The sequence below is a fragment of the Micromonospora sp. WMMC273 genome (genome assembly GCF_027460285.1).
Lineage (GTDB): Bacteria > Actinomycetota > Actinomycetes > Mycobacteriales > Micromonosporaceae > Micromonospora > Micromonospora aurantiaca.
In genome coordinates, this window is the sequence record NZ_JAPZBE010000001.1 from 4475736 (window position 1) to 4498131 (window position 22396).

At 73.9% G+C, this 22396-nt stretch carries 21 protein-coding genes and 1 pseudogene; 11 read left to right on the forward strand and 11 right to left on the reverse strand.

Going from position 1 to position 22396, the window contains the following annotated elements; genetic code table 11:
* Position 1: 1 nt before the first annotated feature.
* The gene (locus O7611_RS20565; protein ID WP_194801075.1) at positions 2-994 is read right to left on the reverse strand and encodes an SWIM zinc finger family protein; all 993 of its coding nucleotides are present in this window, start codon (positions 992-994) and stop codon (positions 2-4) included.
* Positions 991-4311, reverse strand: a complete 3321-nt coding sequence (locus O7611_RS20570; RefSeq protein ID WP_269697409.1) for a DEAD/DEAH box helicase — start codon at positions 4309-4311, stop codon at positions 991-993. Before O7611_RS20570 ends, O7611_RS20565 begins: the two co-directional genes overlap by 4 nt.
* Before the next feature lie 82 nt (positions 4312-4393).
* Between O7611_RS20570 and O7611_RS20575 the strand changes: the two genes are divergently transcribed.
* Positions 4394-5254 carry a carbohydrate kinase family protein gene (locus tag O7611_RS20575; RefSeq protein ID WP_269697410.1) on the forward strand — a complete coding sequence of 287 codons (861 nt, stop codon included), beginning with the start codon at positions 4394-4396 and terminating at the stop codon, positions 5252-5254.
* A gap of 4 nt (positions 5255-5258) precedes the next feature.
* Here O7611_RS20575 and O7611_RS20580 read toward each other — a convergent pair whose 3' ends face one another.
* Positions 5259-5780 carry a DinB family protein gene (locus O7611_RS20580; RefSeq protein WP_194801072.1) on the reverse strand — a complete coding sequence of 174 codons (522 nt, stop codon included), beginning with the start codon at positions 5778-5780 and terminating at the stop codon, positions 5259-5261.
* 86 nt (positions 5781-5866) lie between these two features.
* Between O7611_RS20580 and O7611_RS20585 the strand changes: the two genes are divergently transcribed.
* Positions 5867-6073 (forward strand): hypothetical protein, encoded by a 207-nt coding sequence (locus O7611_RS20585; protein WP_194801071.1) that lies wholly within the window; start codon positions 5867-5869, stop codon positions 6071-6073.
* A gap of 9 nt (positions 6074-6082) precedes the next feature.
* On the opposite strand, the gene O7611_RS20590 is transcribed toward O7611_RS20585, so the two are convergent.
* Positions 6083-7228: a polysaccharide pyruvyl transferase family protein gene (locus O7611_RS20590; protein WP_194801070.1), complete on the reverse strand. Its 1146-nt coding sequence runs from the start codon at positions 7226-7228 to the stop codon at positions 6083-6085.
* 74 nt (positions 7229-7302) lie between these two features.
* Entirely contained in the window at positions 7303-7881 is a 579-nt protein-coding gene (locus O7611_RS20595; protein ID WP_194801069.1) for a TetR/AcrR family transcriptional regulator, read from the reverse strand.
* 92 nt (positions 7882-7973) lie between these two features.
* Between O7611_RS20595 and O7611_RS20600 the strand changes: the two genes are divergently transcribed.
* Positions 7974-8549, forward strand: a complete 576-nt coding sequence (locus O7611_RS20600) for a dihydrofolate reductase family protein (RefSeq protein ID WP_269697411.1) — start codon at positions 7974-7976, stop codon at positions 8547-8549.
* A 41-nt stretch (positions 8550-8590) separates the two neighbouring features.
* Positions 8591-9523 carry an aminoglycoside phosphotransferase family protein gene (locus tag O7611_RS20605; RefSeq protein ID WP_269697412.1) on the forward strand — a complete coding sequence of 311 codons (933 nt, stop codon included), beginning with the start codon at positions 8591-8593 and terminating at the stop codon, positions 9521-9523.
* A 119-nt stretch (positions 9524-9642) separates the two neighbouring features.
* Here O7611_RS20605 and O7611_RS20610 read toward each other — a convergent pair whose 3' ends face one another.
* Together O7611_RS20610 and O7611_RS20615 are read right to left on the reverse strand one after the other, a co-directional pair.
* Positions 9643-10854 (reverse strand): ROK family transcriptional regulator, encoded by a 1212-nt coding sequence (locus tag O7611_RS20610; protein ID WP_269697413.1) that lies wholly within the window; start codon positions 10852-10854, stop codon positions 9643-9645.
* Positions 10855-11014: 160 nt separating this feature from the next.
* On the reverse strand, positions 11015-11884 hold the full coding sequence (locus tag O7611_RS20615) for a universal stress protein (protein WP_269697414.1): 870 nt from the start codon (positions 11882-11884) through the stop codon (positions 11015-11017).
* Positions 11885-11988: 104 nt separating this feature from the next.
* On the opposite strand from O7611_RS20615, the gene O7611_RS20620 reads away from it, so the two are divergent.
* Together O7611_RS20620 and O7611_RS20625 are read left to right on the forward strand one after the other, a co-directional pair.
* Positions 11989-12447, forward strand: coding sequence for a MarR family winged helix-turn-helix transcriptional regulator (locus O7611_RS20620; RefSeq protein ID WP_194801064.1), 459 nt, complete (start codon positions 11989-11991; stop codon positions 12445-12447).
* Positions 12448-12520: 73 nt separating this feature from the next.
* On the forward strand, positions 12521-13948 hold the full coding sequence (locus tag O7611_RS20625; protein ID WP_194801063.1) for an MFS transporter: 1428 nt from the start codon (positions 12521-12523) through the stop codon (positions 13946-13948).
* Position 13949: 1 nt separating this feature from the next.
* Here O7611_RS20625 and O7611_RS20630 read toward each other — a convergent pair whose 3' ends face one another.
* On the reverse strand, positions 13950-14747 hold the full coding sequence (locus O7611_RS20630) for an alpha/beta fold hydrolase (RefSeq protein WP_194801062.1): 798 nt from the start codon (positions 14745-14747) through the stop codon (positions 13950-13952).
* A 52-nt stretch (positions 14748-14799) separates the two neighbouring features.
* Positions 14800-15384 (reverse strand): helix-turn-helix domain-containing protein, encoded by a 585-nt coding sequence (locus O7611_RS20635; protein WP_091421325.1) that lies wholly within the window; start codon positions 15382-15384, stop codon positions 14800-14802.
* 80 nt (positions 15385-15464) lie between these two features.
* Here O7611_RS20635 and O7611_RS20640 point away from each other — a divergent pair, with 80 nt between their 5' ends.
* The 4 genes from O7611_RS20640 (at position 15465) to O7611_RS20655 (ending at position 20758) form a co-directional block, all read left to right on the forward strand.
* The gene (locus O7611_RS20640; protein ID WP_194801061.1) at positions 15465-16421 is read left to right on the forward strand and encodes an NAD(P)/FAD-dependent oxidoreductase; all 957 of its coding nucleotides are present in this window, start codon (positions 15465-15467) and stop codon (positions 16419-16421) included.
* A 75-nt stretch (positions 16422-16496) separates the two neighbouring features.
* Entirely contained in the window at positions 16497-18344 is a 1848-nt protein-coding gene (locus O7611_RS20645; protein WP_194801060.1) for a glycoside hydrolase family 15 protein, read from the forward strand.
* A gap of 201 nt (positions 18345-18545) precedes the next feature.
* Positions 18546-20297 (forward strand): ABC-F family ATP-binding cassette domain-containing protein, encoded by a 1752-nt coding sequence (locus O7611_RS20650; protein WP_269697415.1) that lies wholly within the window; start codon positions 18546-18548, stop codon positions 20295-20297.
* Between the two features lie 287 nt (positions 20298-20584).
* Entirely contained in the window at positions 20585-20758 is a 174-nt protein-coding gene (locus O7611_RS20655; RefSeq protein ID WP_194801058.1) for a hypothetical protein, read from the forward strand.
* A gap of 4 nt (positions 20759-20762) precedes the next feature.
* Here O7611_RS20655 and O7611_RS20660 read toward each other — a convergent pair whose 3' ends face one another.
* Entirely contained in the window at positions 20763-21002 is a 240-nt protein-coding gene (locus O7611_RS20660; protein WP_194801057.1) for a hypothetical protein, read from the reverse strand.
* A pseudogene (locus O7611_RS31930) lies at positions 21000-21401 on the reverse strand (hypothetical protein); the annotation flags it as partial. The gene O7611_RS20660 and the pseudogene O7611_RS31930, both read right to left, overlap by 3 nt.
* 196 nt (positions 21402-21597) lie before the next feature.
* Here O7611_RS31930 and O7611_RS20665 point away from each other — a divergent pair.
* Positions 21598-22356: a helix-turn-helix domain-containing protein gene (locus O7611_RS20665; protein ID WP_194802216.1), complete on the forward strand. Its 759-nt coding sequence runs from the start codon at positions 21598-21600 to the stop codon at positions 22354-22356.
* Positions 22357-22396: the final 40 nt, after the last annotated feature.

Below are 22396 nucleotides of genomic sequence, written 5' to 3' on the forward strand. Positions count from 1 at the left end.
GTCAACGCTCGCCTGCGGGTTCGCCGCGGCCGAACTCCCTGGGGGACGCGGCTTCGCCGCGGCTGAACTCCCGGTACGCCCGGCGCAGCCGCTCGGCCAGGCCCGGCCCGCCGATCCCGGCACCGGGTGAACCGAGCTGGCGCAGCAGCAACTCCGGGCCGGTGGCCAGCGTGGGCGGACGGTCCGGCAGCGCCACCGGCGACAGCCAGAACCGGGCCGGTTCGGCGTCCGCCTCGACCGGCGGCAACCCGGCCAGGGCTCGCGCCGCGCCGACCACCGGCACACCGGTCGTCCCGGCCGGCTCCGGCCCGGCACCCGGCACCGCCTCCGCGCCATCGACTGCGCCAGCACCGCCGGCTCCGCCAGGACCGCCGGCTCCGCCCAAGCTGCCGGTATCGGCGGCGCGCAGCGTACGCAGCCGGTCCAGCAGCTCGGTGCGGGATCGGCCGCGCCAGTGCAGCAGGTGGAACGGGTCCGCGTCGAACGCCTCGGCGAGCAGGTAGAACGTGGCCGCCAGGTGTTTGCACGGCACCGCGAAATCCGGGCAGCCGCAGCGCTGGTCCAGCTCGCCGATCTCGGCCGGGAACAGCGGCGCGCCCGCCTCGGCGAACAGCTCCTCCAGTTCGGCCGGCAGGTCACCGGCGAGCAGCCGGGCGCTGAAGAACGCCTGCCCGGCCAGTTCGGCCTCGATCCGCCGCCAGGTCTCCTCCGGGTACGCGGCCAGCCCGATCCGCACCGGGTAGGGCCGTGGCCGGGAGCCCTGCACCTCGGCGGTGACCTCGCCCGGCGACACGTCCAGCCGCAGCACCTGGCCCCGGCGCGCGTACGCCCGTCCGCGGGTGAGCCGGGAGCCGAGCGCGAACGACTCCAGCACCTCCACGAAGCGCCGGGACCACCAGGACTGACCGATCGCGCCCCTGGTGCTGCGGGCCCGCAGGCCGCCCTCGACGCGTACCGGCGGCCCGTAGTCCTCGAACCGGTTGAACGGGCTCACTCGACCACCGCCCCGGACTCCAGCCGGAACAGGTCACGCAGCGTGTCGGTGGACAGCTCGGTGACCCACTGCTCGCCGCTGCCCACCACCGACCGGGCCAGGCTGCGCTTGTCGGCGATCATCGCGGCCACCTTCTCCTCGACGGTGCCGGCGCAGACGAACTTGCGTACCTGCACGCGGCGGCGCTGTCCGATGCGGAACGCCCGGTCGGTGGCCTGGTCCTCGACGGCCGGATTCCACCACCGGTCCACGTGCACCACGTGGTTGGCGGCGGTCAGGGTGAGCCCGGTGCCGCCGGCCTTCAGTGACAGGACGAACAGCGGCGGACCCTGCGGCGTCTGGAACCGGGTCACCATCGCGTCCCGTTCGGCCTTGCCGACGCCGCCGTGCAACAGCAGGACCTCCCGTCCGGTACGCGCCGACAGGTGCCCGCGCAGCATGCCGCCGAACTCGGCGTACTGGGTGAACAGCAGCGCCTTCTCCTCCGCCGCGAGCACCTCGTCGACGATCTCGTCGAGGCGTTCCAGCTTGCCGGACCGGCCGTCCAGCGCGGATCCGTCGTGCAGCAGCTGGGCGGGGTGGTTGCAGACCTGCTTGAGCCGGGTCATGGTGGCCAGCACCAGTCCGCGCCGCTCGATCCCGTCGCTGGACTCGATCTTCGCCATCATGTCGTCGACCACGGCGCGGTAGAGGGCGGCCTGCTCGGCGGTGAGGTTGCAGACCACCTCCATCTCCAGCTTCTCCGGCAGGTCGGTGATGATCGTCGGGTCGGTCTTGAGGCGGCGCAGCACGAACGGGCCGGTGATCCGGCGCAGCCGCTCGGCCACCTCGGCGTCGCCGTGCCGCTCGATCGGTTCGGCGAAGCGCTTGCGGAACGTCGCGGCCGGGCCGAGCAGCCCCGGATTCGCGAACTGCATGATCGACCAGAGGTCGGCGAGCCGGTTCTCCACCGGCGTACCGGTGACCGCGACCCGGTGCCGCGCGGGCAGCGACCGGACCGCCTCGGCCTGGCGGGTTGCGGCGTTCTTGATCGCCTGCGCCTCGTCCACCACCACCCGGTGCCAGTCGACGCCGGCCAGCTCGAACGCGTCCCGGGCGGCCACCGAGTACGTGGTGAGCACCAGGTCCGCCTCGCCCACTGCGGTCGCGAAACTCTCGCCCCGGGCGCGCTCGGCGCCGTGATGTACGTGTACGCGCAGTCCGGGCGCGAACTTCGCCGCCTCGCGCTGCCAGTTGCCGACGAGCGACATCGGGCAGACCAGCAGCGTGGGCCCGGCGTCCGGCGGGTCCCCGGCGAGCAGGGCGAGCAGCTGCACGGTCTTGCCGAGGCCCATGTCGTCGGCGAGGATGCCGCCGAGCCCGAGCGACTGGAGGAACGCCAGCCAGGCGAGCCCGCGCCGCTGGTACGGCCGCAGCGTCCCGGTGAACCCCGGCGGCGGGTCGGCCGGGGTGAGCCGCCGTTCCGCCTCACCGGCGAGCAGTTCGCCGAGCGCGCCGTCGGCGACCACGTCCAGCACCGGCAGCTCACCGGCACTGTCGTCACCGGACAGTCCCATCCGGAGCAGGTCGGCCACCGTCAGCTCGCCGGAGGACCGCAACAGCTTCAGCCCGGCCTCCAGCCGCTGCGGGTCCAGCTCGACCCACCGGCCGCGCAGCCGGACCAGCGGCGACTTCAGGTCGGCCAGCGACGCCAGCTCCTCGGCGGTCAGCGGCTCGTCGCCGAGTGCCAGCTCCCAGCGGTAGTCGACGAGCGCGTCCAGCCCCAGCTTCCCGGTGTTGGTGGCGACAGCACCCGGCGCGGTACGGCTGCGCGCCCGCAGCCGCGCCCCCAGCCGCGACGAGGAACGCCGCCACCACGACGGCAGCAGCACCCCGAACCCGGCCGCGTGCAGCACCGGCGCGCCCTCGCGCAGGAACCGGTGTGCGCCCTCGGCGTCCAGTTCCATGCCCTCGGGCGCGGCGGTACGCAGCGCGGCGTCCACCTCGGGCCACAGCCGGCTGGCCCGGCCCAGCTCGGCGAGAAGCGTCTCCTGCGGCTCCACGCCCCGGGCGGCGAGCGCCGGTGCGGGCCGCTGCCAGATGTGCGCGGCGTCGACCACGAGTCCCGGCTCGTCGGCCGGGTGCAGGCCGAACTCGACCCGCCAGACGGCGTCCTCGACCAGTTCGGCGACCGGGTCGACGGCCGGCTCGACGAGGCGGAACGTGGCCCGTACCGCGCCGCCCGCGGCGTCGCGCTGCCAGGCGTCCAGTTCGTCGCGCAGCGTCGCCAGCGCGTCCGGCTCGGCCGGGAAGGCGCGTTCCGGGCCGGTGAGCGCGGCCAGCCAGCGCGGCACCGCGCCGACCGGGCGCATCCCCCGGTGCAGCCGGGCGTCGGTCAGCGCCACCCGGGCGGCGGCGTCGACGAGCTCGTCCAGCGCCTCCGCGACCAGCTCACCGGCCCCGACGTCGTCGGCCCGCCCGGCCCACACGTCCTCCGCCGGACCGCTCGGCCCGCTTCGCGGGGCACTTCCTTCCGGCGAGCGCCCGGCGCCGCCGCCCGTCCGGACATCAGCCGACCCCGAGACGACCGCCGCGCCGCCGATGGCAGCCCGCGCGGCCGAGACCTCGGGTCGCCACTCGCGAGCGGCGCGGGCCGCCGGTGGCAACGCCGTCGCCAGGTCGCGCGCCCAGGCCGCGTCGGTGCCGGTGAGCAGTGGCCGCCAGAGCGCCCACGCCGTCGCCACGTCGGCCGCCCCGACGGCCCGCAACGGCCGCCCGGACCCCGCCGCACCCGAGCCGACCGCGCCCGAGGCCGCCGGTGAGCGTCGCGCCGAGGTCCGCCCGCCGGTCGCGGCCGACCCGCCAGCGCCACCACCGGGGTACGCCTCGAGCACGACCGGCAGCAGCCGGCCGCGTACGACCAGGTCGGCGGCGAAGTCGGCCAGCTCGCACAGGTGACGCAGGCTCGCCCCGACCGGGCCCGGCATCGGGGTGCGCAGCAGCGCGTACGCGTCGTCCGGGGCGTACCCCAGGGCGGGAGCCCGCCATCCGGCGCGGGTGACCGGGCCGCGGACCGGTTCCCCGACGGTGGCCCGGACCAGTTCCGGCGAGTCCAGCGGCGAGCCGGCCCGGGTCGGCAGGTCCAGCCGGACGGAGATCGGCTCGCCGGGCGGGCCGTCGAGCGCGGCGGCGAGCGCGGCGTGGTCGGCGGCGAACGGGTGCGGGCGTTCGCGCGGGACGCGGCCGGGACGGCGGGGCGCGCGGGCCGGGAGCGTGCTGTCCTCGGCCCACAGGGCGAGCCCGGCGCCGGGCAACCACAACCCGTGGACGACCAGCACTGCTCCCCCTCGACGGCGCCGGGTCCCGGAGACGACGCCCGGGGGCCAGGATAGGCGGCGGGTCGCGGTTATCGTCGGCGACATGGTCGACCTTCTCGTGATCGGCGGGCTCGGCGTGGACGTCCGCGTCCAGGTGCCCGCCCTGCCGCCACCCGTCGCCGACTCGCTGCTGGTGCCGCCGATCGACCTGCGGATCGGCAACACCGGCTCCGGGGTCGCGCTGGCCGCGCACGCGCTCGGCCTGCGGGTGGCGCTCGTCGACGTGCTGGGCGCCGATGCGGCCGGGGACGTGGTGCGGGCGGCGCTGGCGCGTACCTCGATCCGGACCACGCTCGCGGACGCGCCGGCCGGTACCCGCCGCTCGGTGAACCTGGTCGACCCGGCGGGGCGGCGGATGTCGCTGCACGATCCGCGTCCGTGGTCGGGGCCGGCGCCGTTCGGCGAGGCGGAGCTGGCCGCTCTCGTCGCCGAGACGACCCACGTCCACCTGTCGATCATGGACTGGGCCCGGGACTCGCTGGGGGTGCTGCGCGCCGCCACGTCGGTCTCCACCGACCTGCACGACTGGGACGGCGAGAACGACTACCACCGCCCGTTCGCCCGGATCGCCGACCTGGTCTTCGTGAGCGACACGCGGCTCGGCGAGCGGGCCGTGAAGGAGGCCGCCGAGCTGGCGCCGCGCACGGTGCTGGTCACCGGCGGGGCGGCGGGCGCGACGCTGCACACGCCCGGCGTGCCGCCGACGCACGTGCCCGCCGCCACCCCACTGGGGCCGGTGGTGGACACCAACGGCGCCGGGGACGCGTTCGCGGCCGGGGTGATCGCCGCCCGGCTGCGCGGCGCGGGCGTCCTCGACGCGGCCCGGTACGCCGCCCGGGTGGCCGCCGCCGCCTGCACCCACGACGGGATGGAGTATCCGGATGGGCTGCTGCCCCGCGAGTGACCGGTCAGATCGCGCCGGTCTCGCCGTCGGTCAGCTCGCGCAGGATGTCGGCGTGCCCGGCGTGCCGGGCGGTCTCCTCGATCAGGTGCACCAGCACCCAGCGCAGCGACACCTCGCCGAGCTGCGGGTGCGGCACCACGTGGTCGAGGTCGAACCGGGCGGCGACCCGGCGGGATTCGTCGCAGGCCGCCTCGTACGCGGCGACGAGCGACTCGACGGTGTCGCCGGCGCCCAGCGTGAAGCTGGCGTCGGCGTCGTCCTGCGAGGTGACGTAGACGTCGCCCGGCTCGGGGGCGAACAGGCAGCGGAACCAGTTCCCCTCCACCACCGTCAGGTGCTTGAGCAGCCCGGCCAGGGTGGTCAGCGAGGGCACCAGGCGCCGGGCGGCGTCGGCGTCGGTCAGGCCGCGCGTCTTGCGCAGCACTGTGGCCCGGTGGAAGTCGAGGAACGCGTCGAGGATCGCCCGTTCGCCGCCCGTGCGGGCGAGGACCGGACCGAGTGTCGGATCGATCGTCGGGTGCGCCATCCCCGGACCCTAGTACGCGGTGTGCCCGCCCCGCTGCCCCGCGTGATCCCCCTGCGCGGGCGGGCCGGCCGGGGCAGGATGGGCGCATGGCTTCCACGGTGCAGATCCCCCTGGTGGGCGGTACGGCCGACGGCGAGACCGTCACCGTCGAGCTGGACGTCAACGGCCGCCCGCCGCTGACCCACCACCACCTCGGGTCGAAGGGGCTCGCGGAGGCGCAGATCTACGAGCTGGAGTCGGGCGACCAGCCGGGCCGCGAGTGGGTCTACGCCTGGCGCGGCCCGGCGGTCTGACGGCCCGGCTCACAGCGCGTGCGTCAGCGTGCGGGCCCGGATGCTGTCCAGCACGCTGCGGGTCACCTGCGAGGTGCCGCGCGCCTGCTCGCACACCTCCGCGACCCGGCGCGCGGTCGCGTCGGCCCGGGCCTCCCGCTCGTCCCACAGCCGGTCCACCTCGGCCAGCAACGGGCCCTCCACCTCGCGCTCCACGCCGCGCAGCGCCGGCACACCGAGCCGCTGGGCCAGGTCGAAGACCTTTCCGGCGTACGGCAGCGGCAGGAACGGCGTGCCCATCATGGCCGCGAAGATCAGGAAGTGCAGGCGCATGCCGACCGCGAGGTCGAAGTGGCGCATCAGACCGAGGATCTGCGCCGGGCGGTAGTCGCCGTGCAGGATGCGTCCCCGGTCGGCGGCCGTCATGTGCGACAGCACGCCGTGGGAGTGCCGGATGTCGTCGCGTTCCATCGGCACGAACAGCACGTACGCGTCGATCCGGTGCACCAGGAAGTCACCGATCTGGGCGAGCAGGCGGTGGTAGCCGTCCACGTCGAGCCGTTCGGCGGCCCGGCCCGGCTCGCGCACGCTCAGCCCGACCAGCCGGGAGCCGGCCGGTACGCCCTCCTCACGCAGCCACTGCTGGGGGAACTCCTCCGCTTCGAGCAGGAACGCCGGGTCGGCGGTGACGGTGATCGGGTTGACCAGGCCGGCCTCCTCCAGCACCATCCGCGACTCCTGGTCGCGCACTGTCACCTCGACTGCTTGCGCCAGCGTCTCGCGGACCATGCCGCTGTCCAGCGTGTCGGTGAGCGGGCCGACCCCTACCGCGTACGTGATCAGCGGCAGTCCTCGCTCCTGGGCGACCCGGACCACCCGCAGATAGCGCCGGGCCTCCTTGTCGTAGAGGATCCCGCCGCCGCCGAGGATGAGCAGGTCGAGCTGGTTGAGCACCGGGGACGAGTCGACCCGGCTGACGCCCTCCCACGGCACCGCCTCGACCTCGGGGTGGGCCAGCGCGGTGTGGGCCGGGTTGCGGGAGAAGACGATGATCCGGGCATGCGGCTCGTGGCGGCGCAGATCGTCCAGCAGACCCGTGAGGATCGCCTCGTCGCCGAGGTTGCGACCGCCGTAGGAGCCGAGCACGCCGATGGTCAGTCCGGTGCGTTCCCTCATCCGTTGCTCCTTCCCAGGGGCGTCCGCGCCAGCGTTCCCGCTGGCCGCCCCGGGTTAACGCACGGCGAGGAGGCTCAACCGGTGGCGTTGCCGACCAGACGGGAGACGAGGTCCGTGACCACCTGATCGGTGTCGAACCCGGCGTCGATCGAGGTGGTGAGCAGGTCGAGCAGGAGCCCGTCGACCGCGTAGTGCAGCAACGCCACCTCGTACGCCCCGCCGGGTAGTCCGGCGGCGGTGTGGTGGGCGACGTCGTCGGCGTACCCCCGGCGCAGCACGCCGCCGAGCGCGGCCCGCAGCTCCGGGCGGCGCGCGGCCTCCAGCCGCAGCTCGAACAGCGCCCGGGTGAGGCCCGGTTCGCGGGTGGTGCGGGCGACGATGTCGCGCAGGTAGTCGGTCATCAGCGCGAGTGACGGCTCGCGGCGGCCGAGGCCGGCCAGCACTGCCGGGTCGGGGGCGATCCGGTCGAAGATGCGTTCGGCCAAGCCGGCGAGCAGCGCCGCGCGGGACGGGAAGTAGTTCGAGGTGGTGCCGGTGGGCACGCCCGCCTCGGCGTCGACCGCCCGGTGGGTCAGCCCCCGCGCGCCCGCGTCGGCGAGCACCCTCAGCCCGGCGTCGGCGAGCAGGGTACGGCGTTCCGGATTCCTGGCCACGCGAACACACTAGCAACAACCACGACAGGTGTTGTAGATTCATCGCCGAACCACGACAGCCGTCGTGGATCACCTCGGACATCGGAGCCGGTTTGCGCAAGCTCGTCTACTTCGTCGCCAGCACCCTCGACGGCTTCATCGCCGCGCCCGACGGGACGTTCGACTTCCTCCCGCTGACGCCCGACCTGGCGCCCCACCTGGTGGCCGAGTGGCCCCAGACGCTGCCCACGTTCGCCCACGCCCAGCTCGGCATCGACTCCCCGCCCGCCGGCCGCTTCGACACCGTGCTGATGGGCCGCGGCAGCTACGAGCCGGGCCTGAAGCTCGGTGTCACCAGCCCTTACGCCCACCTGGAGCAGTACGTGTTCAGCCGCTCCCTGCCCCCTGCCGACTACCCGGACGTGCACGTCGTCGACGGTGACCCGGCGGCCCTCGTCCGCGACCTCAAGACCCGCCCGGGGCGCGACATCTGGCTGTGCGGCGGCGGCCGGCTCGCCGGTCAGCTCCTCGACGAGATCGACGAGCTGGTGGTCAAGCTCAACCCGGTGGTCGTCGGCAGCGGCATCAAGCTCGTCGACAGCGGCTTCGACCCGCGACGGCTCACGCTCACCTCGGCGCGACCGTTCGACGCCGGCGTGGTCGTCCTGCACTACACGCGCAACGATTAACCCGGTTGCCCCGGACGGCGGGCGGCACGCACCGTGGAGCGGTGACGAAGACCCGGCTGCACTGGCACCAACTGCCCGCACACGTCCGCGACGGCGTCGAGGCCGTCCTCGGCGACCGGGTGGTGGCGGCGCGGTCCCAGCCGGGCGGCTTCTCCCCCGGCACCGCCGACCGCGTCCGTACCGCCGGCGGTGGCCGGGCCTTCGTCAAGGCGGTCAGCCCGGCGCAGAACGACCGCAGCCCCGACCTGCACCGCGCCGAGGCCCGGATCGCCGCCGCCCTGCCGCCGGACACGCCCGCGCCCCGGCTGCTCGGCAGCTACGACGACGGCGACTGGATCGCGCTCGTCTTCACCGACGTGGAGGGCCGGCACCCGGTCACGCCGTGGCGGGCCGACGAGCTGGCCGCCGTGCTGTCCACGCTGGAGGCGATGGCCGGCGCGCTCACCCCGGCACCGGCCGCCGCACCCACCCCCACCGCCGCCGAACGGCTCGCTCACGACTTCGGCGGCTGGCGGCGCCTCGCCGCCGACCCGCCGGCCGACCTCGACCCGTGGGCCCGGTCCCACCTGCCCGAACTGTGCGCCGCCGCCGAGCGAGGGCTGGCCGCGCTCGACGGCGACACGCTCTGCCACGTCGACGTGCGCGCCGACAACCTGCTGCTCGGCCCGGACGGATCGGTCACCGTTGTCGACTGGCCCTGGGCCTGTCGCGGGCCGGCCTGGCTGGACACGCTGCTCACCGTCGTCAACGTGCAGGTGTACGGCGGACACGACCCGGACGCGCTGCTGGCCGCCCGGCCACTGACGGCAGGCGTGGACCCGGCCGACCTGACGGGTGTGCTGGCCGGATTCACCGGTTTCTTCCTCGACGGCGCCCGCCAGCCCCCACCACCCGGCATCCCCACGGTGCGGGCCTTCCAGCGCCTCCAGGGCGAATCCCTGCTCCCCTGGCTGACCCACCGCCTCACCCCCTGACCCCCGGGCCGGGGATGTCGCCGTCGATCTTGGACTTGTGGCACCTCACAAGGCTCGCCAAAGCCACATCCCAGGCACCACAAGTCCAAGATCGACGAAGCGCGCCGACACGCGTCGGGTTACCCGGGGGTGGGGGTGCCCAGGGGGTCGGCGAACAACGGGGAGAAGCCCAGTTCGGCGGCGCCGATCAGGGTGGCGTCGTAGCCGAGCGCGGACACCCGCAGGCGGGCCTTGTCGCGGGAGATGGGCAGCACGTTGGCGGCGATCCGGCTGCGGACGTGGGCGGCGCAGACCGGAAAGACCTCCTGGAGCGTGCCGCCGAAGATCACCACGCCGGGGTTGAACAGGTTGATCACGTTCGCCACGCCGATGCCCAGCCAGTCACCGATGTGCCGCAGTGCCTCCTGCGCGGCCGGTTCCCCCTGAGCGGCGGCGACGACCGCGCGTACCGCCTCGCGCCCCTTCTCCCGCGCCGGTCGGCCCGCGACGTCGAGCAGCGCCCGCTCGCCGACCTCGGCCTCCAGGCACCCGCGCGAGCCGCAGCCGCAGGGCCTCCCCTGGTACGGGTTCACGAGCATGTGCCCGACCTCGGAGGCGTACCCGCCGTCGCCGTCGAGCAGTTCCCCGCCCACGATGATCCCGCCGCCCACACCGACGTCGCCGTGCAGGTAGACCAGGTTCTGCACGCCGACTCCGGCGCCGCGCTGATGCTCGGCCAGCGCCCCGAGGTGCGCCTCGTTGCCGACCAGGACGGGCAGGCCCAGGTCCAGCCGCCGGGCCAGCTCGGCGCCGAACGCCTGGTCCACCCACCCCATGTCCGGCCCGAACCGGACCATCCCGTCGCCGGGGCGGATCATCCCGCAGTAGGAGGCGCCCACGCCGACGCACACCGACCCGGGTGGCGCGGCGTGGTGCAGCGCCCGTCCGAAGTCGGCGAGCACCGAGACCACGGAGTCGAGGTCGGCCCCGGCCCGCGGCCGTTCCGCCTCCAGCCGCGCCGACACCACACCGCCGAGCCCGACGCGGGCGGCCACGAGCCGGTCCACGGCGATGTCGAAGGCGATGACGTAGACGGCGTCCGACGCGGGACGCACCACACGGGAGGGACGCCCGGCGCGTCCGCTGCCGCCCGCCGTGACCTCCCGGACCAGGCCGGCCGCCGCGAGTTCCGCAGTGAGTGCCATGACCGTGCTGCGGTTGACGCCCATCCACTCGGCCAGCTCGACGCGCGTGACCGGGCCGGTCAGGTGGACGCGCCGCAGCAGCGCGCCGAGGTTGAGCCGGCGGCTGTCGCCCTGCGCGTGCCGGTCTGCTGCCAGACCTTTCAGCATCGACCACTCCGTCGGATGGCGACTGGCTCTCCGAGACCGAGGATAGTTGGCACACATCGACAGCAGCCAGCGCGGAGGCGCTCACCGGACTGCCGAAGTGCGAGTGGAACGCCACGGGTGCCTCCCGGCCCGGGAGGCACCCGTGATGGTCCAGTGACAGCTACTCGGCTTCGCGCACCGGGCTCTGCGGCACCACCATCACCGGCCGGTGGGCGCGGTGCAGCGTGGCCATGGCGACGCTGCCGAGCAGGATCTTGCGGACCGCGGTCCGGCCGCGCGAGCCGACCACGAGCAGGCTCGCCTTGCGCTCGGTGGCGACAGCGGAGAGCGCGTCGGCCACCGCGCGGCCGGGCGCTCCGCCGCCGGCGCGTACGCGCACCGTGGTCACCCCGTCGACCGTCTCCGGCGCGTCCCCCTCGTCGCCGTCGACGGCGACCAGGACGATCTCCCGCTCGGGGAAGAGGCGGCGGGCGGCGGCGAGCGCGGCCTCGGATCCGGCCGAGGCGTCCCAGCCGACCACCACCGGCCCGGCGGCGAGCGCGTCGTACTCGTCGGTCAGCAGCGGGTGCGGCACGACCAGCACGGGACGCGGGCTGTAGTGCACGGCCATGTCGGAGACGCTGCCGAGCACCGCGCGGGCGCCGCCGAGGCCCCGCGAACCGAGCAGCAGCACGTCGGCCTGCTTCTCGTCGGCCAGCTCGGCGAGGCGGAGCCCTTCACCACCGTAGCTGCGGCACACGAGCGGCTCGGCGTCCCAGCCGGCGGCCCGGCCCAGCATCACGCCGACCGCAGTCATCCGGTCGGCCTCCCGGCTGCCCTCGCGCTCGATCGCCTCGACGAACACGTTGATGTTGCGGGTGCCGGTCCAGAGCCGCTTGCGGAGTTCCTCGCTGGCGAACGGAGGCGTCCACAGATGCCCGATCCACGCGTGCGCGCCGGGGAACAGCAGCGCGCCCACCTCGATGGCGGCGCTAGCGGCCGGAGACCCGTCGTAACCCACCACCACTTGCCTGCCGTGCTCGTCGCTCACCGCACCCAACCTCTCTCACCGACGACATCTCACAAGATCGTATCCGGGCCCGGACCGCGTCCGAGCCGGATCATCCGCCACGGAATCATCGGTACGCTGGGCGGATGAGCAGCCCGGACCTGTCGTACCTACTCGACCACACCAGCCACGTGTTGCGTACCCGGGTGGCGGCGGCGCTCGCCGAGATCGGGCTGACCGCACGGATGCACTGCGTGCTCGCGCACGCGCTGCCCGAGGAGCGTACGCAGATCCAGCTCGCCGAGATGGGCGACATGGACAAGACGACGATGGTGGTGACGGTCGACGCGCTGGAGCGGGCCGGGCTGGCCGAGCGGCGTCCGGCGCGTACCGACCGGCGGGCGCGGATCATCGCGGTCACCGAGGAGGGCGCCCGGGTCGCCGCGCGCAGTCAGGAGATCGTCGACCGGGTGCACGCCGAGGCACTGGCGAGCCTGCCGGAGGACGAGCGGAAGGTCTTCCTGCGCGCGCTGGAACGCCTGGCCGCCGGCCATCTGGCCACGCCGGTGCAGAGCCCGAAGCCGGCCCGCCGGGCCCGCCAATAGTCTTTCAATAGATTGTCTGTAACGGAACTATCCGTTACGGTCCTCCTGTCGCACCTCTCGACAGGAGGACTCCATGTCCGCTCCCCGCTCCCGGCAGCTCGCCCTCGGCGTGCTCGCCACCGGCGCCCTGATGACCATCCTCGACGGCAGCATCGTCACCGTGGCGATGCCGGCCATCCAGCGCGACCTGCGCTTCTCCCCCACCGGCCTGAGCTGGGTGGTGAACGCGTACCTGATCGCGTTCGGCAGCCTGCTCCTGCTCGCCGGCCGGCTCGGCGACCTGATCGGGCGCCGGACGATGTTCCTCGGCGGCACCGCGCTGTTCACCGCCGCCTCCGTGCTGGCCGGGGTGGCGGCGAACAGCGCCACGCTCGTCGCGGCCCGCTTCCTCCAGGGCGTCGGCAGCGCGGCGGCCACGGCGGTGAGCCTCGGCATCCTGGTCACGCTCTTCCCCGACGCCGCCGGGCGGGCGCGGGCGTTCGCCGTGTTCGCGTTCACCGGCGCGGCCGGGGCGGCGATCGGTCAGGTCGCCGGCGGCCTGCTCACCGACGCGCTGGGCTGGCACTGGATCTTCCTGATCAACCTGCCGATCGGCCTGGCGACGATCGCGCTCGCGATCCGTACGCTGCCCGCCGACCGGGGCCTGGGCCTGGCCGCCGGGGCCGACGTGGCGGGCGCGCTGCTGGTAACCGCCGGGCTGGTGCTCGGCATCTACACGGTGGTCACGATCGAGCGGTACGGCGCGACGTCCGCGCACACGCTCGGCCTGGGCGCGCTCGCCGCCGCGCTGGTCGCCGGGTTCGTGGTCCGGCAGGCCACCGCGCACCGACCGCTCATGCCGCTGCGGCTGCTGCGCTCGCGCGGCGTCGCCGTGGCGAACGTGGTGCAGGTCCTCACCGTGGCCGCGACGTTCGCGTTCCAGGTCCTCGTCACGCTCTACCTTCAGCAGGTGCTCGGCTACGAGGCCACCGGCACCGGGCTGGCGCTGCTGCCGGCCGCTGTCGTCATCGGCGCGGTGTCGCTCGGCGTCTCGGCCCGGCTCAACGCCCGCTTCGGCGAGCGGGCCGTGCTGATCGCCGGGCTCACGCTGCTCGCCGCCATGTTCGCGCTGCTGGCCCGGGTGCCGGTGGACGGCCGCTACCTGCGCGACGTGCTCCCGGTGATGCTGCTCGCCGGCGGGTTCGGGCTGGTGCTGCCGGCGCTCACCGCGCTCGGCATGTCCGCCGCCCGCGCCGAGGACGCCGGTCTCGCCTCCGGGCTGTTCAACACCACCCAGCAACTCGGCATGGCGTTCGGCGTCGCGGTGCTGTCCACGCTGGCCGCCGCGCGCACCTCGGACCGGGTCGCGCTCGGCGACGACCGGGCCACGGCCCTGACCAGCGGCTTCCACGCGGCATTCGCGGTCGGCGCGGGACTCGTGGTGGTCGCCGTCGTGCTCGCGTACGCGCTGCTGCGCCCGCGCACGGCGGCGCGCACCGACGCCCCGGCGCTGGTCGGGTGAGTCAGCCGGGAGCGCGCGCCGGATGGGTGAGGAACGGCAGCACCGCGGCCGGCAGCGCGGGCGAGGCCACCACGTCGTAGTGGGTGAGCCCCGGCAGCACCGCGAGCCGGGACGCGGGCCGGGCGGCACCGTCGCCGCCCGCGTCCCGCCGGCCACCGCCGAGCAGGCCGAAGAACTCCGCCGCGTGGCTCACCGGGATCTCGTCCGCGTCGGCGAAGACCAGCAGCACCGGCATCGGCAACGCGGCCACCTCGGCGGACCAGTCGTAGTCGCGCCGCAGCAGGTCCCCGCTGCGGGCCCAGAGCAGCGGCCAGTCCTGCGGGCGGGGCGCGACCCGCGCGTACCGCTCGTACGGCGGGGTGCCGCGCATGCGTCTCGCGGCGCGCTCGTCGTGGGCGGACATCGCGGCGAGCGTCTCCGGGTACCAGCCGCGCCGCCGGAACGGCGTGGAGACGAGCACCAGGCGGCGGACCAGGGCGGGGTGCTGGATCGCGGTACGCAGGGCCACCCCGCCGCCGAGCGAGTAGCCGAGCACGTCGGCGCGCGGCAGGCCGACGTGACGCAGCAGCCCGGCGACGTCGTCGGCCATCGACTCGTACCGCAGCGGCCGGTCCAGACCGCCGGTGCGGCCGTGGCCCCGCAGATCGACGGCGATCAACCGGCGGCGCGCGGCGAGCGCCTGCCGGACCGGCGCGAACGTCTCGGTCGACCCGTACCCGCCGTGCAGCAGGACCAGCGGCCTGCCGGTGCCGTGCTCCTCGTACCAGATCCGCAGCCCGCCGACGTCCGCATAGCTCACCCGCCGATCGTCGCGCCCCCGGCGCCGTGGCGGGCGCGTTCGCGGACGCCGCTCAGCGGGACGCGCGGGGGCGGGCGCGCAGGTGGGCGCGTTCGCCCTGACTGCCGAAGAGGCTGAGGAACTCCACCCCCTCGCTGTCGGCGCGGCCGAACCAGTGCGGGACGCGGGTGTCGAACTCGGCCGCCTCACCGGGTTCGAGCACCAGGTCGTGCTCGCCGAGCACGAGCCGCAGCCGCCCGTTGAGCACGTAGACCCACTCGTACCCCTCGTGGGTCTTCGGCTCGGGCTCGGACCGCCCACCGGCCGGGATGATCAGCTTGTACGCCTGGATGCCGCCCGCGCGGCGGGTGAGCGGCAGCATGGTCATCCCGAACGCGGCGACCGGCCGCAGGTGGACGCGGGGGTCGCCGGTCGGTGGGGCGCCGACCAGTTCGTCGAGCGTGACGCCGTGCGCGCGAGCCAGCGGGAGCAGCAGTTCCAGCGTCGGCTTGCGGCCGCCGGACTCCAGCCGGGACAGCGTGCTCACCGAGATGCCGGTGGCGGCGGAGAGGTCGGTGAGGGTGGTCTCGCGCTCGCGGCGCAGCGCACGCAGCCGGGGGCCGACCGCGTCGAGGGCCTGATCGAGGTCGTCGTCCATGCCCACGAGTTTGCCACATCAGCAAGAGAGTTTGCAGTTCTGCCGAGCCTCGCCGCAATCTGGTCGCGGAGGTGGTCACGATGACCGAGAGCTACGAGGTACTGGTGATCGGCGGCGGCGCGGCCGGGCTCAACGGCGCGCTCATGCTGGCCCGGGCACGCCGGTCGGTGCTGGTGGTGGACGGGGGCGAGCCCCGCAACGCCCCCGCCGACGGCGTGCACGCGCTGCTGGGGCACGACGGCGTGCCGCCGGCCGAGCTGCTGGCGCGCGGCCGGGACGAGGTGCGCCGCTACGGCGGGCACCTGACCGAGGGCCGGGTCGAGACGGTGGACCGCGACGGCGACGGGTTCGCGGTGGCGCTCGCCGACGGCCGCCGGGTACGCGCCGGGCACGTGCTGGTCGCCACCGGCCTGGTCGACGAGTTGCCCGACGTGCCCGGCCTGCGCGAGCGCTGGGGACGGGACGTGGTGCACTGCCCGTACTGCCACGGCTGGGAGGTGCGCGAGCGGCCGATCGGGGTGATCGGCAGCGGCCCGATGTCGGTGCACCAGACGCTGCTGTTCCGGCAGTGGAGCGACGACGTGGTCTACCTGCGGCACACCGCGCCGCCGCTCACCGACGAGCAGGCCGAGCAGCTCGCCGCGCGCGGCGTGCCGGTGGTCGAGGGCGAGATCGCGGCCGTCGAGACGGACGGGGACCGGCTGACCGGGGTACGCCTGCGCGACGGCCGCACCGTCGACCGCGAGGTGCTCACCGTCGCGCCCCGGATGGTGGCGCGCGCCGGGTTCCTGGCCGGGCTTGGCCTGCGCCCGCAACCGCACCCCAGCGGGATGGGCGAGTACCTGCCGGCCGACGAGTCGGGGCGTACCGATGTGCCCGGGGTGTGGGTCGCGGGCAACGTGACGAACCTGTCGGCGCAGGTCGGCGCCGCCGCGGCGGCGGGCGCCTGGACCGCGGCGATGATCAACGCGGACCTGGTGCAGGCGGAGACCCAGCGGGCGGTCGAGGCGCACCGTGGCGCGCGGGCGGGTGGGTGACCACGAATCACCCCTAACCTGACAATTCTTCCCCTAGGTTGAGTCGGAGAGGGCAGTCGGAACCTGGGGGGCGATGTGAAGGGCTATCCGGCGATCGAGGATCACGGGCTCATCGGCGACCTGCAGACCGCCGCGCTGGTGACCTGTGACGGAACGATCGACTGGTTCTGCGCGCCGCGCTTCGACTCGCCGAGCATCTTCGCCGCACTGCTCGACAAGGACAAGGGCGGCTTCTTCCAGATCGCCCCGCACGAGGTCCGGTACGTCACCAAGCAGCTCTACCTGCCCGGCACACCGATCCTGATCACCCGGTTCATCAGCGCGGACGGCGTCGCCGAGGTGATGGACTTCATGCCTGTGACCGGCGAGCGGGTCACCGACTCGCACCGCCTGGTCCGCATGGTCAACATGGTGCGCGGCAGCATGCGCTTCCGGGTGGAGTGCCGGCCCCGGTTCGACTACGCCCGCGAGCGCCACGAGGTGGAGCGGCACCGCAACGGCTACCTGTTCCGCAGCCCGTCGGCGACGCTCACCTTCAACCCGATCGACCCGGTACGGCAGCTCTGGGCCCAGACCGGCGAGATCCGCATGGAGGACGGCGACCTGATCGCCTACGGCACGCTGAAGGAGGGCGACACCGGCGGGGTGATCCTGGAGACGGGCAGCGACGAACCCCGGATCATCCCGCCGGAAGAGGTCCAGGGCATGTTCGAGTGGACCCGGGACTACTGGCGGCGCTGGGTCGAACGCTCCCGCTACACCGGGCGCTGGCGGGAGATGGTCGAGCGCTCGGCCATCACGCTCAAGCTCATGACGTACGCGCCGACCGGCGCGATGATCGCCGCGCCGACCGCCGCGCTGCCCGAGCTGGTCGGCGGCTCCCGCAACTGGGACTACCGCTACACCTGGGTACGTGACACCTCGTTCTCGGTGCACGCGCTGCTCGGTCTCGGGTTCACCGAGGAGGTCAGCCGGTACATGGACTGGCTGGACGAGCGCATCCGCGAAGCCGGCGACCACCAGGACCCGCTGAAGATCATGTACCGGGTGGACGGCTCCTCGGACCTGCACGAAGAGGTGCTCGACCACCTGGAGGGATACCGGGGCTCCCGGCCGGTGCGGATCGGCAACGGCGCCGCCGACCAGCTTCAGCTCGACATCCACGGCGAGGCGCTGTACGCCATGCACCTCGCCGACGAGCAGGGCATCCGGGTGTCGCACCAGGTGTGGAAGAGCACCGTGCGCCTGGTCGACTGGCTCTGCCACAACTGGGACAAGCGCGACGCCGGGATCTGGGAGAGCCGGCACCACCCCCGCAACTACACGTTCGGCCGGGTGATGTCCTGGGTGGCGCTGGACCGGGCCATCCGGCTGGCCACCCGCACCGGCCGGCCCGGGGACATGAGCTGCTGGACCGAGCAGCGCAACCGGATCTACAACCAGGTCATGGCCCGCGGGTTCCACCGGGAACGCGGCAGCTTCGTGCAGGCGTACGACGAGAACGTGCTCGACGCCGCCCTGCTCTACATGCCGGCGGTCGGCTTCGTCACGCCCAGCGATCCGCTGTGGCTGTCCACGCTGGAGTCGATCGAGCGGGATCTGGTCTCGGACAGCCTGGTCCACCGGTACGACCCGGTGCACTCCCCCGACGGGCTGCCCGGCCACGAGGGCACGTTCAACATGTGCACCTTCTGGTACGTCGAGGCGCTGGCCCGCTCCGGCCGGCTGGACGACGCCCGGCTCACCCTCGAGAAGATGTTCACCTTCAGCAACCACCTCGGCCTGTACGCCGAGGAGATCGCCTCCACCGGTGAGCAGATCGGCAACTATCCGCAGGCGTTCAGCCACCTCGCGCTGATCAACTCGGCGCTGACGGTGAACGACCTGCTCGACGCCGAGGCCTCCGCCCGCCTGCGCCGGTAACTCCGGCGATCTCCGGTCCCGCTCCGGGTAGCCTTGACCGCATGAGGTTCCACGCCGCCGTCATGAAGCCCTGGTCCCTCCGCTGACGGCGGCAGGGTGACCGGCTTCTTCTGACGTACCAGCTCTGCTCCGCCGTCCTGGCGTTCCCGCCGGGCGGTGTCCTCGCGCTGCCCGGCTCCACGACGAGCCGAAGAGCGGACTGTGAACAACCTCGACCACATTCCTTCGTCCCCATCCATCTCAGGCGGTTCGCTGCCCGCCGGGCACCGGGCGCACGTCCGGGCCGACGGCGTCCGCGTCATCCGCGGCGGCCGGGTCGTGCTGTCCGACGTCGGCGTGACCGTCTCCGCCGGCTCCCGCCTGGCGGTCGTCGGCGAGAACGGCCGCGGCAAGACCACACTGCTGCACGTGCTGGCCGGCATCCTCGTGCCCGACCAGGGCACGGTGGAACGGCTGGGCACGATCGGCGTCGCCCGGCAGAACCTGGAGGCGCGCCACGGCGAGACGGTGGGCACGCTCGTCCGGGAGGCGATCCGGGAGTCCGAATGCGCGCTGCGGGCACTGGACGACGCCGCCGGCGCGCTGGCCGAGAGCCGGGCGGGCGCGGACGACGCGTACGCCGCCGCGCTCGACGCGGCAACCCGGCTGGACGCCTGGGACGCGCAACGTCGCGTCGACGTGGCGCTGGCCGGTCTCGACGCCTGCCCGGACCGGGACCGCCCGCTGGCGACGCTGTCGGTCGGCCAGCGCTACCGGGTCCGGCTGGCATGCCTGCTCGGGGCGCGGGTCGACCTGCTGATGCTGGACGAGCCGACCAACCACCTCGACGCGGCCAGCCTGGCCTTCCTCACCGCGCGGCTGCGCGAGCACCCGGGCGGCGTGGTGCTGGTGACCCACGACCGCGCCCTGCTGCGGGACGTGGCCACGGAGTTCCTGGACCTCGACCCCAGCCCGGACGGGCGCCCACGCCGCTACGCCGGGGACTACGACGCCTGGCAGGACGGGCGCAGTCGCGACTTCGCGAACTGGGTACGGGACCACGAGGCGCAGCAGGCCGAGCACCAGCGGCTGGCCGACGCGGTCCGGGAGGCGCAGGGCCGGCTCAGCACCGGCTGGCGTCCGGAGAAGGGCCACGGCAAGCACCAGCGCCAGTCCCGCGCCCCCGGCCTGGTCCAGGCGCTGCGACGCCGGCAGGAGGCGCTCGACGAGCACCGGATCACCGTCCCGGAGCCACCGCAGCCGCTGCGCTGGCCGCCGCTGGACACCCGGGCCGGACTGCCGATCCTGCGGTGCCACGACGTGACGGTCGCAGGGCGTCTGCGTACCCGGGTCACGCTCACGCTCGACGGCGGGGACCGCCTGCTGGTGACCGGGCCCAACGGCGCGGGCAAGTCGACGCTGCTCTCCGTGCTGGCCGGCGACCTCGTGCCGTCGACCGGCGAGGTTCGCCACCCGTCCGGCGCGCGGGTGGCGTACCTCGGTCAGGAGGTGCCCGACTGGCCTCCCCTGATGCTCGCCCACGACCTGCACGAACAGCACGTGGGCCGGTTGCGCTCCACCGGACGCCTCGGCTCCGGCACGCCTCTGCCGCTGGGCGCGACGAACCTGCTCGACGCCGAGGCCCGGCGTACCCCGGTCGGCCGGATGTCGCACGGACAGCAACGGCGGCTGAACCTGGCGCTCCGCCTGGCCGAGCGTCCCGACCTGCTGATCCTCGACGAACCCACGAACCACCTGTCCGCGCCGCTCGTCGACGACCTCACCGCGGCCCTGCTGACGACCCGGGCGGCGGTAGTCGTCGCCACCCACGACCGGCAGATGCTCCACGACCTGGCGGCCTGGCCCACGCTGCCGCTCACCGCCCCGGCCCCGGACCGGCGGGTGGCGGCGTTCGCCCCTCCGGTGACGCCAGGTCGTTCGGTCACGGAGGGTCATGCGTCTCGGGAAGAGTGATACTCCGAGCGATATGCCTGAGAGTCATGAATATGCCTCTCAGGCATATTCACTTCTCATCACCACGTCCTCACCGGGCTGGACCGGCTGGCTACTGTGGGGTCCCGGGACAGTCGGCGAAGGAATGGCGGGATGGCTGTCGACGGAGCGGACGCCGGGCACGTCGGCCGCCCCTAGCGCTACGAGGAGGCCGTCCTCGGCCTGCTGCGGGGCGACGGGGCGACCGCGCTGACAGCCGGCCTCTGGCTGCTCGTCACGTCGCTGTTCACCGGCCGGCAGCAGGCGACGTGATAGCGGTCCGCTACGACCCCCGGCACCCCACCCACCTGCGGGAAGCCGACGCGCCGATCTGGCGGTGGCCGGACTTCCTGGCGACCGTGCCGCCGGCCGTGGCGGGCCGCCTCGTCGTACCGGCGGAATGGATGCGGTTCCGGCGGCGGCTGCGGGAGCGGCGCGGCTGAGCAGTCACCGCCCCCGCGGACCGGCCTCGCGGGTCCACCCGACGAAGCGGCGGTGCAGCGCGCCGGCAGGCGCCCACGGCATGTCCTCGGAGGCCTGCACGAGGTAGGCGCCGAGGTACAGGGTCAGCGACACGGGCGCACCGGCGTACTCCGCGCGCAGTTCCCGTCTCCGCGTGGGGCACGGCCAGGGCAGGTCACAGCCGCCGCAGCTCCAGACCGGCATGACCGGGCCGTGGGTGGTCACCGCACCTTCCAGGAACCGCGCGGTGACCGCCCGCGCCTGCCTGCTGGTCGCCCATTCCACCTGCCAGCAGGGGTACGGAGTCAGCCGTGACCACCAGGCCCGGCACCCGGCACACATGCCGTCAAGTCCTCGGACGTGTACCGCGAGGATCGTCTCTTCCGGCCCGCCGATCACTCGTCGCCCCCCTGCGGCCACTGACCACGATTGATCGGAATCCGATGCCGCGAATGGCAGGGCAGATCGGCACCGCACCGGCAGACCCGTGTCCACCGCCGCCAGCACCAGACCGGCCGATGCCGCCGGGCCAACGTCAACGCTGCGGCGGACAGGTACGCGTCCCTCGCCGCGAGCCGCCTCAGCAGCGGCGAGAGGTCGCCTCTTTGTCGCCCCTCGGTCCACCGCGTGGATCTGTTCGCTCCGGCTCATCGACGGTTCGTCGCCAGTGCTCGGCATCTCCACCTCCGCCAGGAGAAACGCGGCGGCCCTCTCAGCCGCCACCAGTCCACAGTGACGTCTGGGTGTCACTGATCGCGACGGCACGAGAGCCGACAGTCCGACTCCATAGGTGGCGACATTTAGGCGACATAGCATTATCGTGGCGGGCATGACCGCCCCCAACACGGTTCTGCGCGGCGTCCGCACCGGAATGCGCATGAGCCAGGACGACTTCGCCCGCGCGCTCCAAGCCGCCGGCCACCGCGTCGGCGAACCCAACGACGCCAACAAGCGACTCGTCCAGCGATGGGAGTCCGGTGCGATCGCCGCACCGCGCCCCGTCTACGCTCGCGCGCTGGAGGTCGTGACCGGCCTGCCCATCTCACTGCTCGGCTTCGCCGCGGTGCCCGGTGGGCACGTGGCCGACGACCAACACGGTGGCTACGACCTGACCTCACCCGTATCGAGCCTGGCTACGCCCACGCCGACATCGAAGTCCGCCACGGCCCACAGGTCGTACGAGGGCGTGTGGCTCAGCCGCTACCAGTACTACTCCAGCGGCCGGGAGGAGTCCTTTGCCGGACAGCACTTCGTCGTCCTGCTGCAGCACGGCGACAGGCTGACCGCGCGCAGCCTGCCCGGATCGGCGTCCTCGTCCCTGTCGCTGGACCTGACCGTGGACGGCGCCGTCATCACCGGCACCTGGGTGGAACAGACGGACCCGGCCGGTTACTACCGGGGCGCCCGCTATCACGGGGCGATCCAGCTCCTGGCCGAGCCGACCGGCCGACGGATGGCCGGGAAGTGGGTCGGATTCGGCAAGGACATGGACGTGAACACCGGCCCGTGGGAGTTCGTCTTCCGCGACGCGTCGACCTCCAAGGCGACGCTGGACCGGTACAACACGCCGGCGACGTAGCAAGCGCCGCGCCATCGCCTCGACGTCGGACAGGAGCGGT

What these genes read in the sequence shown, in the direction of transcription:
- O7611_RS20575 (WP_269697410.1), top strand. Translation starts at nt 4,394, where the DNA reads ATGGTCGACCTTCTCGTGATCGGCGGGCTCGGCGTGGACGTCCGCGTC.
- O7611_RS20580 (WP_194801072.1), bottom strand. Translation starts at nt 5,780, where the DNA reads ATGGCGCACCCGACGATCGATCCGACACTCGGTCCGGTCCTCGCCCGC.
- O7611_RS20585 (WP_194801071.1), top strand. Translation starts at nt 5,867, where the DNA reads ATGGCTTCCACGGTGCAGATCCCCCTGGTGGGCGGTACGGCCGACGGC.
- O7611_RS20590 (WP_194801070.1), bottom strand. Translation starts at nt 7,228, where the DNA reads ATGAGGGAACGCACCGGACTGACCATCGGCGTGCTCGGCTCCTACGGC.
- O7611_RS20610 (WP_269697413.1), bottom strand. Translation starts at nt 10,854, where the DNA reads ATGCTGAAAGGTCTGGCAGCAGACCGGCACGCGCAGGGCGACAGCCGC.
- O7611_RS20620 (WP_194801064.1), top strand. Translation starts at nt 11,989, where the DNA reads ATGAGCAGCCCGGACCTGTCGTACCTACTCGACCACACCAGCCACGTG.
- O7611_RS20625 (WP_194801063.1), top strand. Translation starts at nt 12,521, where the DNA reads ATGTCCGCTCCCCGCTCCCGGCAGCTCGCCCTCGGCGTGCTCGCCACC.
- O7611_RS20635 (WP_091421325.1), bottom strand. Translation starts at nt 15,384, where the DNA reads ATGGACGACGACCTCGATCAGGCCCTCGACGCGGTCGGCCCCCGGCTG.
- O7611_RS20640 (WP_194801061.1), top strand. Translation starts at nt 15,465, where the DNA reads ATGACCGAGAGCTACGAGGTACTGGTGATCGGCGGCGGCGCGGCCGGG.